The sequence below is a fragment of the Candidatus Uabimicrobium amorphum genome (assembly GCF_009002475.1).
GTDB lineage: Bacteria > Planctomycetota > Uabimicrobiia > Uabimicrobiales > Uabimicrobiaceae > Uabimicrobium > Uabimicrobium amorphum.
On sequence record NZ_AP019860.1, the window covers coordinates 8,964,873 to 8,978,280 of the forward strand.

General features: G+C 38.6%; 12 protein-coding genes. 3 read left to right on the forward strand and 9 right to left on the reverse strand.

All coding sequences use genetic code 11. The annotated features are described in order from the left end of the window. Window positions 1–51: 51 nt before the first annotated feature. Window positions 52–3,084 (reverse strand): DUF2135 domain-containing protein, encoded by a 3,033-nt coding sequence (locus tag UABAM_RS31520; protein WP_151972027.1) that lies wholly within the window; start codon window positions 3,082–3,084, stop codon window positions 52–54. Between the two features lie 130 nt (window positions 3,085–3,214). Here UABAM_RS31520 and UABAM_RS31525 point away from each other — a divergent pair, with 130 nt between their 5' ends. After that, a complete protein-coding gene (locus tag UABAM_RS31525; protein WP_151972029.1) occupies window positions 3,215–3,640 on the forward strand; it encodes an NUDIX hydrolase in 426 nt (141 codons plus the stop codon). A gap of 27 nt (window positions 3,641–3,667) precedes the next feature. On the opposite strand, the gene UABAM_RS31530 is transcribed toward UABAM_RS31525, so the two are convergent. After that, entirely contained in the window at window positions 3,668–4,540 is an 873-nt protein-coding gene (locus UABAM_RS31530) for a hypothetical protein (protein ID WP_151972031.1), read from the reverse strand. A 265-nt stretch (window positions 4,541–4,805) separates the two neighbouring features. Between UABAM_RS31530 and UABAM_RS31535 the strand changes: the two genes are divergently transcribed. Further along, on the forward strand, window positions 4,806–5,474 hold the full coding sequence (locus UABAM_RS31535) for a hypothetical protein (RefSeq protein ID WP_151972033.1): 669 nt from the start codon (window positions 4,806–4,808) through the stop codon (window positions 5,472–5,474). A gap of 43 nt (window positions 5,475–5,517) precedes the next feature. Here the strand turns inward: UABAM_RS31535 and UABAM_RS31540 are convergent, their stop codons facing one another. From UABAM_RS31540 to UABAM_RS31555, 4 genes are read right to left on the reverse strand one after another with little or no spacing between them, the layout of a single operon-like run. Next, window positions 5,518–6,699, reverse strand: coding sequence for a hypothetical protein (locus tag UABAM_RS31540; RefSeq protein ID WP_151972035.1), 1,182 nt, complete (start codon window positions 6,697–6,699; stop codon window positions 5,518–5,520). 18 nt (window positions 6,700–6,717) lie between these two features. Beyond that, window positions 6,718–7,230 (reverse strand): hypothetical protein, encoded by a 513-nt coding sequence (locus tag UABAM_RS31545; protein WP_151972037.1) that lies wholly within the window; start codon window positions 7,228–7,230, stop codon window positions 6,718–6,720. Window positions 7,231–7,238: 8 nt separating this feature from the next. Beyond that, entirely contained in the window at window positions 7,239–8,165 is a 927-nt protein-coding gene (locus UABAM_RS31550; protein WP_151972039.1) for a hypothetical protein, read from the reverse strand. Continuing rightward, the gene (locus UABAM_RS31555; protein WP_151972041.1) at window positions 8,162–9,178 is read right to left on the reverse strand and encodes a hypothetical protein; all 1,017 of its coding nucleotides are present in this window, start codon (window positions 9,176–9,178) and stop codon (window positions 8,162–8,164) included. Before UABAM_RS31555 ends, UABAM_RS31550 begins: the two co-directional genes overlap by 4 nt. 25 nt (window positions 9,179–9,203) lie before the next feature. On the opposite strand from UABAM_RS31555, the gene UABAM_RS31560 reads away from it, so the two are divergent. Beyond that, entirely contained in the window at window positions 9,204–9,692 is a 489-nt protein-coding gene (locus UABAM_RS31560; protein ID WP_151972043.1) for a hypothetical protein, read from the forward strand. 223 nt (window positions 9,693–9,915) lie between these two features. Here UABAM_RS31560 and UABAM_RS33620 read toward each other — a convergent pair whose 3' ends face one another. Genes UABAM_RS33620 through UABAM_RS31575 form a run of 3 tightly spaced genes read right to left on the reverse strand, consistent with a single transcriptional unit; the run spans window position 9,916 to window position 13,392 of the window. Continuing rightward, entirely contained in the window at window positions 9,916–11,214 is a 1,299-nt protein-coding gene (locus UABAM_RS33620; RefSeq protein WP_173013685.1) for a hypothetical protein, read from the reverse strand. A 53-nt stretch (window positions 11,215–11,267) separates the two neighbouring features. Then, on the reverse strand, window positions 11,268–12,251 hold the full coding sequence (locus UABAM_RS31570) for a phage tail protein (protein WP_151972045.1): 984 nt from the start codon (window positions 12,249–12,251) through the stop codon (window positions 11,268–11,270). A gap of 4 nt (window positions 12,252–12,255) precedes the next feature. Beyond that, window positions 12,256–13,392 (reverse strand): baseplate J/gp47 family protein, encoded by a 1,137-nt coding sequence (locus tag UABAM_RS31575; protein ID WP_151972047.1) that lies wholly within the window; start codon window positions 13,390–13,392, stop codon window positions 12,256–12,258. Window positions 13,393–13,408: the final 16 nt, after the last annotated feature.

The following is a 13,408-nucleotide window of genomic DNA, read 5'->3' on the forward strand; positions in this document are numbered from 1 at the left end:
GTTTGCCCCTTTTATGGGGCAAACTCTACACGGAAACAAAACTCCACAAATCTACCACTTCAAAGTATCAATGTGCGTCTCTTCTTTTGAAGATGTTAACATTGTATAAAAACTACGTGTTCGCGCGTCACGAGAACCACTATGTGTGGTGATGGTTGTCTCGACAAAGGTAATGTCACTAATGCGCGCCTCATTGGAGCGAAAGTAATTTACCTTTATCTTATATTCACCTGCCGCTGCTTTTTTCAAAGCGTAGCGTTCTGGTCCGTATCCTTGGGTCACATCGTCGGAAATTTGTCCACCACTGCGGGTATTTTTATTTTCATAGTAACATTTTTCTCCGCTTGGCTCAATAACCCACAGATCCACGTCGGTGTCATTTGTTGTCCAGGTGATGGTAACGGTGATGTCATTGTGTTGTGTGGTTTTTTCGGCAATAGATTGCAACCTCTTTTGAAAGAATGATTCACGGGTTTCTTGGGTAATTTTGCGCAAGATATGTGCGTATTCTTCTTGCGCAATACTATTGATTTGACGAAAACGTTCGTTCCAAGTTCCCGAAATGAGTATTTCGTAATACAAAGCGGCAATGTGGTATTTTTCTAGTGCCGCGTAACTTTTGGCCAAATCTCGATATACTTGTGGTTCGAAAGGACGTTTATCGCGCACTCTGGTAAAAATCGACACTGCGTGAGAGGCGACTTGCTCTTTCAACAACAAATAACCAGCGACACGTAATGCAGAACTTTCTTGAGACTTTAACTCCACGATCGAACTCACCGCACGCAAGTAACCACTTAAATTTCTCTTGGCGTCATAACTTTGAGCTTTTTTGATATAAAAGAGGAAGTTCTCAGACGCACCTTCTTTTTGAGAGGAAAAATCATAGCGTAGCTTTTGTGGTGAGAAAGTAAAATGCGTATCATCCAAAAGTGAGAGTAGTTCTTCGACATTCTGCGGGTTGAGTTTCACGAGCTCGTTGTCTTTAAGAGTTTCCCAAAAATACATAAAGCTATTTTTGGGAGAAGAAATACTTTTTTCCAAAGAAGCATCTATGTTTTCTAGCACCTGCTTTACCATGGTGTTTTCAATTTTTTGACTGTCTTTTTGCAAATTCACATTGAACTCTTGGTAATCTTCTTGCGACTCTAACATCAACAAGGAACACGTTTTTCCAGGAATCGAAAAATATCTGGCGTAGGCAACAATGGTTTCCTCAAGAGCGGGGTCCTCTAAACTTTCCATTTTGCGCACCACTAATTCACCAAATGCCCTTGGTGCTAAAGAGCCTGAAGATTTTGTGGGTACAGTAAACACAAAACTTTTGCGTTGTGTACCTATACGACCGGTTATGGTGATGCGCGCTTCGTTACCCGTTATTTTGCCCGCAAGAAGAATGCGCTGTCCAGGATAAAGTACTTTGACACTTCCCGCGGTCACGAGATCGCTAATTCCCTCACCATAAATGTTTTCCACAAACAGCGTACTGCGACGATGTGCAACGGCCAACTCATCTAGTTGCATTGTACTAGAAAAACTTCCCCCACCAAATTCATTCAGTAGGTCAAAAAGCACGGTATTGGCTGTTCCTAGGCCGAGATTATAGCAGAAAAAATGCGGAGAAAACTGTAACTTTTGGCGAAATTTTGCCATACTTTTGCGCAACGAAAGTTCTCCCCAGTTGTGCTGGCCATTGCTGAGAAAAAAAACATCTACGTTGGCATTTTGTTCATTTAACCACGGAGTGTCGACCATGTGTTGTAATGCTTGCGTAACATCGGTGGCGCCTTCGAGGTGCATCACCTGCGTTTTATCGCGAAATAGCGCCAAACCAACTGGACTATTAGCAATCCAACCATCTTGTAACCAACCACTACTTACGTCAAAAAACAATACGTTAAATTCTTCGATGTCGCGATTGCGCTCTAGTATTTTCTCCAAAAGTGCAACATACATTCCAAATTCTTGTTTCTCCTGACTCAGCGATGTATCTAGCAAAAAAATCGCACGCTTCGAACGCGAATTGTATTGCGGTGAGGAAAACTGCGGAGAGACATAACCGTAACTGTAAGTAATGCCCTGTTTCTCATCTTGGCTGGTAATAAATTTTTGTGTTAGGTTTGCGCGGAACACAACGTTTTTATTGCGTACGCGCGTTTGATACGAAACGAATTCGTCACTTTCACTTGCAGGAGTCGCCACATTCATCTGTGAACTTTCGATATAACTTTTATCGGCGACCAACATGAAATCGCTATCAACATCCGCACAAGAAAATTGATAGGTAATCACATCTTCCACATCTATTAACGTCTGTTCATAACCAATTACAATGCGATAGTACTGGTTGGCTTGAAGGGGAAATACACGTGTGATAAAAACATTTCCTCCGGCCCACTCCACAAGAGCAGGGTCAACTCCACGCCGCACAACGGCCTCATAAGCTTGAAGTGCCTTTTGTCGCGGCACAGCATGCGCAATTTTCGCTTTGCCAAAGTTGCTTTCCTCTTCAGCAAAATAGTCTTCTATCTTCTTACGGTGTATTTGGGCAGCGGTAGGTAAACTGGGAAGAGCCACTTCTTTATCGGAGTCTTTACTTACAAAGCCTTCTGGATAAAATGCAAAGTAGCAAATGCTGGCATTGTCGGGCAATTTATAACGAAAATCTCCTTCCAGAGTGCGCTCATAAGAGTTATGGAATACATGATCCACAACTGTACGCGTACGGATTCCTTCCACAGAAACGAGCGTACGTACGGACTTCAATTCCAAAAACTCATCGTTACCCACACGGACTTGCGCCACGTTGGTGTCTTTTTTGTTGCGTACCCATTTTTTCGCATCTTGTTTTTGCCCTGTCTCTTTATCTTTTTCTGTGATCTTTCCATCACTTTCTAATTCAATACTGTCCCCATCGCCTTCTACGAGAGAATCTTCTTCCTCTCCATTATCAAATAAACGAAGTCCCAAGGGTTGAGCATCTACAATCCTTTTGCTATTTGTTAATTGCAAGTCGGCACTTTTTTCTGTAGAACAACTCATCATAAATGAACATATTATTACAACCAAGATTCGAAGTGGCATGTTTTCTCCTTGTCATTTTTTATACTTTTTTCAGATAATATACCAAAGAAGTGTCATATATTTGTCATCGTTTCATCATATTACCAACAGTTTTATATAATGTCTTCATAACTACTAGGGATTTCATATTATGAGTACAAACTACCAACAGGCATGTGCCATTCCGTATCGCATGGAAGACAAAGCCATCTATTTCTGCTTAATCACCTCACGTAATCACGGCGACTGGATTTTTCCGAAGGGATGTATTGATGGAGAGGAAACACCACAGGAAACCGCACTCAAGGAAGCCAATGAAGAGGCGGGTCTTGAAGGAGAGATTGTTACGGACTTAGGGGCGTTCACTTATCACAAAAGAGGATTTGATCTTCTAACTTCGGTGCAACTCATGAGGGTAACGCACTGTAAAAATACGTGGCTAGAGCTAGATCGAAAACGCTGTTGGGTTTCGTCATCAAAAGCACAAAAGAGGATAGAGCGCGTTGAAATGCAAAAAGCTTTACAAAAAGCAATTGATTGGCTCTCCCAGCAACAAACTCACAACCAGAATCAATAGCCAGGAGGCCAATCCACGAAGGTTTCTTTAGAATTGTGCTGAATTGCAGTAATGCTTTATGTCCTTGTAGATTTCTTTTACTAGAGAACTTACATTGCTCGGAGGATGAAGAATATAACTCTTGATCGTTTTTGCCCAGTGATTAATCTCTCGGACTTTTTGCTCTTCGTAATCGATATTGGCTAGGTCACAATAAAAACGCGGCAATTCTAAAAAATCCACATAACGCACTTCCATATTGCGCGGGATTTTCTTACTTGATTTACGGCTAGCGATCATAGACAAAGGAACGATATCATTTTTTGGTTTTCCCAATAAATAGCAAATATATAGAACATTATTCTTTAACGCCATGTTGGCTTGTCCATCCTCATCGTAGTGCAAGAATGGTTTTTCGACAGCTTCTTCGGGGAGCCAAGTATCAAAAAAGGTGATTTGGCTTTGTTCTTTAGAGAAGGGATCACTCTCAAAAAGAGGTAAGTATTTGTAAATGGCGATCGGTGCTGCTGAAACACATAGCTTGATATCCAATAGAAAAAATCGACCGTTTTGGATCAGAGACCTCTCCACATAAAAAGAGTCCGGGCGCAGTGTTTTTCCCGCTACCTTAAAACTCTGTTCTTGCCAACCAATCGCAAATATACTCTTGATTTTTTTTTCCAATAGGTGCAACGAGCGGCTAAACATCGCAAGGGTATAACGATCCAGGGGATGGGGTAAATTGATTTCATCCAAAATTTCATTCCATTTTTTACCACTGCGCTTTATCAATGTTTGCGAAACCGGCATCTCGGTTGTACGATAATAATCGTATTGATTTGCGGTAATAGTTCCCGTTACTTCGCGTAGCGGGCGATACACATCTAGAACTAGATTACTTGCTTCTTTACGATTTATCATTCTCATTTTCTTTTACTAAAATCTTTGTATTTGTGTGTTTACGGTATATTCAATTGTAAATCATGATCATGTCCAGATGCAAAAATAAATAAATTTTATTCTCCATTTCAAATTTAAAGTAATTGTTATAAGAGGATATTTGTTATAATAAAATTTAAATCTTATAGAATCGTAAAACAAATATTTGTACATATTGGATTTACAGTTCCGTAGTAGTTCTAAAAACTTTGGTTTAGGAGGGTGGCTGTTTCGCCATGTGTTGTGTATGAAAAAATTTAAAGCAAAAACCAAAAAACGCATTATATACACTGTATTAACAACTTTTATATTCGCAATTGGCGTTTTTTTTGATGTATTCTCTATCGCGACAAAAGGACTTGACGCCTACAAAGACTATCAAGTTACCACAAGTATGAACAAAATAGAGAATTTTCAACAAGATGAAGATCTCAATAAAGAAATTGCAAAACTCAGTACACAAAAACAAAAATTAGAGACAAAGCAGGCTCAATGTCTAAGTGCAATCAACATACTTGATGGAAAAATACAAGAGCTAGCGACTGATAAAGACACTTTTAAATTGGGAACAGCGGAAATCAACAAAGAATCTGCTCAAAAATTGCACAAGCAACTTACAAATAGACATAAAAATTTGACCAAGAAGGTTGAGTATGTAAATACTATTTTAGTTGCGAAACAAGAACAATTTAGAAAAGCAAATGCTATTCGCGATCAACTAGAGGAAGATGGACTTGAAATTCAAATGCAGAAGTTAGAAATAGAAAAACTGCAAAAAGAAATTACAGATTTACAAAAGCAAGTTCAGGAAAAACAAGATTACATCAATCAAAAAGCGCAAGATATTAGCAATGAAGACAGTGCGCAACAAGAAGCAGATATCGACAACGTTATTTTCAATATCAACAGTAAGTAATTTCGTCCGCAATTCCTCAGTAATTGAGGAATTGCAGAACACACTATTTTAAATCTTCTTTCTTTACAATGATAAAACGTATTTTACCAAGTAACTTCTTAAACTTTTTTACAGGTACCTCCGCATCAATTTTGCGAATGGCCTTCTTACTTTTGCCAACACTTGCCAAGAATTTTTTGATCTCTTTTTTCTTCTTAAACCTCTTAAACATTCTCGCTAAAGCTTTATCACTCGCAAAAGAAGCGTTCACATCTTGTGCTTTTTTTTGCATACTTAAATAATCTTTTCTCTCTTTTTGCAAGTCGTTTTTAATGCGCTCTAGCAATTGTGCATCCTTTGGATGCAAACGGAATTCTTTATAACCTTTTACAAGGTTTAATATCTTATTCATATCTTGAACAAGATATCGTATAAAATTGGGAAAATCTTTCATTTTACCGAGATGTTCTTCAAACTTGTCCTGTAGATCCGCATACGATTTTTCTCCGCGAAGTTTAGCAACCATATCCTTTTCTAAATATTCTTGTAAATCGTCGTAAAGTCCTTCCAATTCGTTGATCGCTTTATCAGACTTTAGACAATTTCGAATGTTATCGAAGGCTCTGCGTTTAATTTTATTAATCTTGGGTAAAACTTCTTTTTTAAACCTTTTCTCTTGTTTTTCGCGATATATCTTTGCCTTAACTTCCTTCTCTTCTTCTTTGAAGTCTTTAACGAAACTCTCATATGCTTTGTTTTGCTCGTCGATAACGTATTCGTAACGAAAACGGGGATAGGTAATTTCAACCTCCCAACCTATCGAATTACTATTAAAAACTCTTTTCACTTTTTGTTTTTCGATGATTTTCGTTTCAATTTCCTTGGCAACTTTTTCTACCAATTCTTCTAGTTTTTTGATATTCTCCGAAAAGTCGTTGACAAGCTGTTGTTTTTCTTCAAAATTCTTTTTATCGGTGCTGAGTAGATCCAACATTTCTTCAATATCTTTCTCTGCTGTGTCAACAAATTCCTTCAGAGATAGATGGTCCTTTAACGTTGTTTTTTTGCCACTATCGACAAAAAGTTTTTCTACTTCATCAGGAATATTATCGCCATTGATACTGACTTTCACCGTTTCTTTTGCAAACTTCATTATTTCAGATTTGTCAATAAAACTAATTTCAAAATCCTGTGCCACAACGATTGGAACAGCTAAAAATGCGATACATACGATCAAAGTTCTCATAATATTTACCTCTACCTATTATTCCACTGTACGCCCGGGAAGATACGTGCGCAATTTATCGATGCGCGCGAGGATATCCTCGTCTACGGCGATATATGTAAACTCGTAGGGGTGTACGCGGCGAAATTGAAAAGTTTTTCCATTTTCGAGATTGTAATAATTTACAAAACCATCGATATAACCCAAACCATAACGGCCGTCTTCCACTTTGGCGAAAACTAGACAAAACTTTTCCTCAAAACTCACTCCAATGTGCGTTTCCGAAAAATGGCATAGTACACCTGGAGTTCCTTCTTCAAGAACAATTTCGTCAATAAAACTTCCCGATTCTTCCTCTAAAGAACTCTCCACATCGCGCTTTACGCGTTTCACTTCGCGCTGTAAAATGATGTCGTCACCTTCTGTGTAAAACTGCAAACCTTTGATTTCGCTATCTGTCAATTTATAACTTTCAACAACACCATCGGTATAAGGTATTAAACTCGAACACCCCATACACAAACAACATAAACTAAAAATAAGATATTTCATACCACCCTCTAATTTCCAAGAGCTTTTTGAACTTCTTCTGTAATCAGGTCTCTCACTTTTTGCTCCACTTGATTTGCTGCTGGCTGAGTAACTTCTTTTACTTTAGCTGCAACAGGTTCCAGCAGACTACTACCACCACCATCTCCCTTAGGAGCAGCAGCCCCTTCGCTTCCTTTGGTTTGACCTTTTTCCTGCGGATTGACCAAAACAAAGCTCCGCGCTTTCTTTTGCTGTGGCGTTTGTGGTGCTTTTTTCTTTTTCGTTGGTGTCGGTGTATTTTCGTCCCCTGTCGAACCTACGGTGTATTCAGGATACGCAATCTCTTCTCCTTGAGGAATATCGAAAAAAGCATCCATGTCGATTTCCACCACCGGCTTTTGCTGATAATTTTTTTTATTCTCTGCAACCACTTTGCGTTGTTCATCCGAAGTAACGCTGTCTTCATATTTCTTTAAGACTTGTAGTATCCCACCGCTGTAGCACATCAAATTATGAATTACCGACAGTTCAAACAACTGTTGATCGTCCTCAGGGGTTGTCAATCCGGTAACCGGAAGAATCTCAGCCATACCAAGATACAAATCTTGACGTTCCTTTTTCGTCATGGTTTCCGCCATAATTTTGTCGAGATGAGAGAGATGCCTCTTCATCGTACTCGTATTAATGTAACGGTTCACAATTTGATTCGCATGTAAATCTAACATATAGTGACGTTGTGCATATTTAATGATCTCACTCGCGCATATTTGAAATTGTTCATTCAACGCCATTTTCTTGACCAACAGTACAAACTTCACTCGTGTCTTGTTATCGATAAAACTACACGCCTCGGCATCATACGTTACTTTTTCCGTTTGTTGCGGTGGTTCGTTAACTTCTGTACTAGAAAAACAGCCGGTAAGTACAAGAAAACATATCCAAAATACATATCTCATTCTTCTTCCTCACTCTCCGAATTACTTAAGTCAACCGTGTTATGCCACGGAATCATCTCTGGTTCTTGAGATGTAGTGGATTGCCAATCATTTTTTTCATAGTCTTCTCTCTCCGTACCAGAATCTCCATCTGACTTATCTTCCGTCGTTGACGTTGATGATGTCACTTCATTCGTTGATTTTGGCACTTCATCTATAAAAGAGTTGCTTAGGTCGATTACGCCCTTCTCGTTCTCTTTGAATTCAGGCATAACAGGTTCTTTCACTTTTACCGCGTCAGGTTCTCCAGGTATAGGTTCCCAAGTGCTTTGCGAATTCCTCTCCATTTCAGAGTCATTATCGGTCATCAGCGGTGCTTTGTCTACAGCAGAATTCTCATCTATTTCTTTCTGTTCTACTGGTGGAGTCACTTCTTTTTTGGGGTTCTCGTAACGATTGGTTTTTGATTTAATGTAAGCATACATCTCGATTTGTTTTGGCTTTGCTAGCAAATGTAAATCTCCACGATCCGAGCTTGATGTCTTATAACGGTCTAACGCTGCCACAAGCCCTTCCGCAAAACACAAAAAAGATTTGACCTGATGCGGCTTATATAGCTCGTCTTCGTACCAAAGTACAGAATACTCCAGCATGGAAAATGTCTGTGATAGTTCGCGATAAATGCGCATTCTTTCTGTAATGGTCAATGTCCGCGACAAAAAGCCATCGAGATAAGAAAGATAATTTCGCAAAACCTCTACAGTCACTTCGCGATTCTCTTCTTTGTTTTTGCTTAAAAGATGGACAAAATTTTGCTGTAAATACTTTTTTAAATACGGAGAAAATGCAATAAAAGAATCGTTGATATCGAGGTGATTCACTGCTAAAGCCAAACGAACTTTGATTTCGTTATGCACTCGCTCACATCTTGCAAAACTAAAAGAAGGCTTTTCTTCCACCACTTTTTTGCGCGGCGGTGTTGATTTACAAGAACATACTAGTAGAATAGAAATATATATTATAAATTTTTTCATTACCTTTCCGTTCTTTGGAGTTGCTATGAATTATTTTGCTTTTGTAATCGCGCTATTCTTTGTTGGGTGTTCATCCAACCTAATGGTACTCAATAAAGAATTAATTGATAAATTTAACTTATCGGAAGAAAATTTAAAATCTCTACAAGTTTACGTCTCCGAAGATGTAGAAATGCGCAAAATAGAGGACAATGATTCTATTGTAAAAGATGGACAAATAACGCCCAACGCGCAAAAAGATATCCAAGACGTCATCATCGAAGAAATGACACCGGGTGTTATACTCATTGTAGATGAAGATATATTGGCCGTTAGTTTTCAAAAAGGGTCTGCGCTTATTTTTTCGGATCAGGATGCCGCTTATATCATTTCGACAAACGATGGAAAAGTCAACTTCAATGGTTCAGAATATCTTTTGGTAGACGGCTTTGATGCCTTTCTTTACGTCGATGCTAACTTTGAAGAAGTATCTGAAAAAACCCAAACAATCACCGGACAACCCATTGATGAATAGAACGTATTCCGTTCCTTTTGCCAATAGAAAGACTTACAAAATTGTGTCATTCCCGCGTAAGCGTATGTCAAGCTGAGAATAAAAGCTTTCTCAATAAAGACTTGCAAAACAGTGTCATTCCTGGCTTGACCAGGGATGACACCCTAATTTTAGAGTGCTTTACTTCTTAACTTTAACATATGTACTTTCGCAAACCGTACTCAACTTTTCGCCATAGGCCAAACTATTTTTTGACAAGCGTGTCGGTGGTTTTTACAACCTCAACATCGAGATGTGGAACATCGGAACGTACCGCTTTTACTTCCCAGTAAAAACGCTGGCGTTTATTGTTATCATCAATCGCTGTTACCGAAAACTGACCATTGCGAACCGCAGAGGCAGCCAAGGCAGAAGTTTTATTTTCTCCAGGGTCACACTTAGGTGTAATAAGAACTGTGCGATTTTCCGCATGAGTAAGCGCTTCAAAGTATTCAGGAAGAACAATCGTTGTTTTTCCATTGATGAGTTGCGATTCACCACGGTAATATACACCTATTTCAGGTCCTTCGAGTGTAGAGTGCTGTAAATCCTTTTCATGGTTTGTCGGGTGATCAATGACAAATTGCTTGGTTTTGGCGTTTAGTTTACCAAGAACACGTAAATCTTTTTCGACAATCAAATGCCCGCCTAGGTTATTTGCTCCAGGATTGTCCGTCTTTATATACACTCCACTATTCGATATTAAAGATATATCTTTCCCTGCCGACACAATCATACCATCGGGGGTAGATAAAATTTCTTGAAATTCAACATCCCCTGCTATTTGCAATTTACGCCCTGGATAACGATTACTTGGAAGCGGCTTATTTGGTTTTATGCGCGGGTGTATCACACTATTAAAAATCGCATGATCATCTTCATCATTTCCAAAAATTGCGGTACCCGTCACTTTTAAATTTTTTGTCAACAGGCGGCCTGCAAACTCCGCCCATGGTGCATCAAAAAATAATCCACTTTCTTCTTTTTCGTAAAGTTTTCCGTATATACTTAATTTTTCACCTGTTTCAGAAGTGACCGCCAATCCACTACTGCGACGTCCAGAACCATCAATTTTTATTCCGTCTGACTTCACAATAACTTTCGCGAGTACAACGTGAGAATCTCGATCAGGAGAAGACACTAAATCCACTTTTCCCGTTTCGATAATACGGCTATACCCCTTAATTCCCGCTTCCTCTACTGGCTCTGCCATTTTTTCATCGTACATAACAACAACATGAAATTTATTTGAAGGAAACTCACTGTCTTCGATATTTAGAGTTTTACTCAGAGATATAAAATCACCATTGGCAGAAATAGCATTACCTGCTTCTATCGAAATTGTCTGACGAACTGCATTCACCCTTAAACCATTTATAATTCCCCAAGTGTGCAAATAGCGATGATGCATACGCATCATTTCTACATGATACTCTTGTTCATCTTTAAAATCTTTAACTCTAAGCAATTGGCCTTTGAAGAAATTGACTCTTTGTGGTGACATTTTAATTCCTTTGCATTGATCAAACTCACCAACGTATATCGTTGGTAGTAAATTTACTTTCCAAGAATAGTATCTACACCTATACGACTATGTTTTTCAACATCAATTGTCGGCATATCTATGTGTAACTTGTAATTCGTATGCGCAGGTTTTTCCGTCTCGATAATCTCGATAAGCGATTTTATTGTCATGCGCAACTCGTGAACAGGCATGCGTTTTAAGGTAACGTAAACATCAAAAAAGTATGGAGCTCCTTCTAGAGTAAACGCTCCCCCAACAACTGTATTTTCTCCCAAGTACATAGGTTTAATAGACTCGGTAATGCGAATCTTTTCACCAATGTAAATAGACAAGTATTTCTCTAAACCTATCTTAGTACCTCGCATGCGGTATAAAGGTATAATTTCAGCAATTACTTGTCTTTTTTTATGAATCGACCACTGTTTTCGAAGTGTCAAAGAAACCGCTCCCGCAAACCAAAATAAAAACTCTTCCAACCAATCATCAAAAGATTTATTGGGTGTAAAGTATCTATTGAGTTTTTGTAAATCACGATTATCTAATTCAGGAATAAATTCGGTATTTACTTTCGAAAATAAAAATGAAAAACGCGGATGAAAAAAATCGGCAATGACATCCAGAAGCTCTTCGATCCCTTTACGTCCAGACAAATAGACGACAAATTCATCATCACCACGATGAATTAAATACGTATGATCGTGGTCGTGTAGACTCCACTTCTTTTTGGGTGTTAAAGTAACAAGACGCGCATTTCGCGTAAGGTCATGCCCCGCTTGTTTAAATTCTTTACGTAATTTTTGATTCACCTCACCATTTCTTATATCTTTTCGAAAAGACAGAGGTATCGAAAAAACGTAATCAAAAAGCTTGTCGTCATCTACTTCTCCCCATATTCGTTCGAATATTTTCAAATACGAATCGAAGAATGGTGGAAGATCCTTATCAGGTGTTTCCCGAAAAATACGTGGTAAAAAATTTAAATAGGAGCTTTCTTTTCGCGAACCGTTGTCTTTCATCGATTTAGTCTCCTATATAAACTACCTGAATGTCCATTTTTTCAATTCGAATCAAACCTTTTACCGGCTTCTCTACCAATTCATCATCGATGTAAATATGGTGAATACCACTTACGTATTCTTCTTTTGAAATAATCTCCGTTAACTCATAAATATTGATCGGTTTTTTGTATGGCCAACCACTACCATCGTGGTAGCCACGTATAGGATCAACATAATCGAGTATCTTTTTCTTGACATTTTTCACCACCGCGTTTTCTGGTACGTGAAAAGGTATCATAATTTTTGCCACAATATTAATGGAAGTGTAATCAGCCTTCTTCACTTCCAACCATGTTCCCAATAATTTTCGTTCGCTTAAATACTTATCGACAACAGGTAGCAACTCTTTATACGAATTTTCTTCATCAGCAATAACAATAACTTCGATTTTTCCCAAGTCTTTACGCTCATTTACGATAGCACGTCGTACTTTACTTAGTGAACGATTCTCTGTCGATTTAATGGCCAGAAGTTCAAAGTCCTCCTTCGTCACTGCGCGGTATCGCGAATTGGCAAATCGCGATATTGCCTGACGAATTTGTCCTAAATCAACTTTTTTTCCCTGTTTGAAAACATCCAACATCAGATTTTCATAGCGAATCAAATACTGGTCTTTGTCTTTGATAATCCACTCGTCGTCTGAGTTTATCTGAGCCTCTGCATAAGGAGAAATTTCAATGCTCTCTGCCGCAAAAGCTTTACGAATCGTCTCCGATAAGTCCGCTTTAGATAAGTATTCGACAATCTCCTCGACGTCTTCTGTTATGCTAAACACAAAGTAGTCTTCCAGTTCTCTTAAAAACTCTAAAAGCTCTCGGTACTCCAAATCCAAATCTTTTTGCGATAACACATCGTCAATTTGATTTCCCGTAGCTCCCGCCACCAAACGCAAAAAATTCAGATATGCTTTTTCTGGTATATGGTTGACGCGATAAAGTAAGTGTTCTCCCAGCCAGCTAAGTAGTTCAATAACTGTTATACCTGGATCAGAAGCATTATAATTCGTCCACTCACTGTTGTATTTTTTTATGGACGAAATCATTTCTTCGCGCAACTCATCGTAATTTTTTTTATGTAAATTCGGAACAGGTAATGACATGTTTCATCTTCCATTT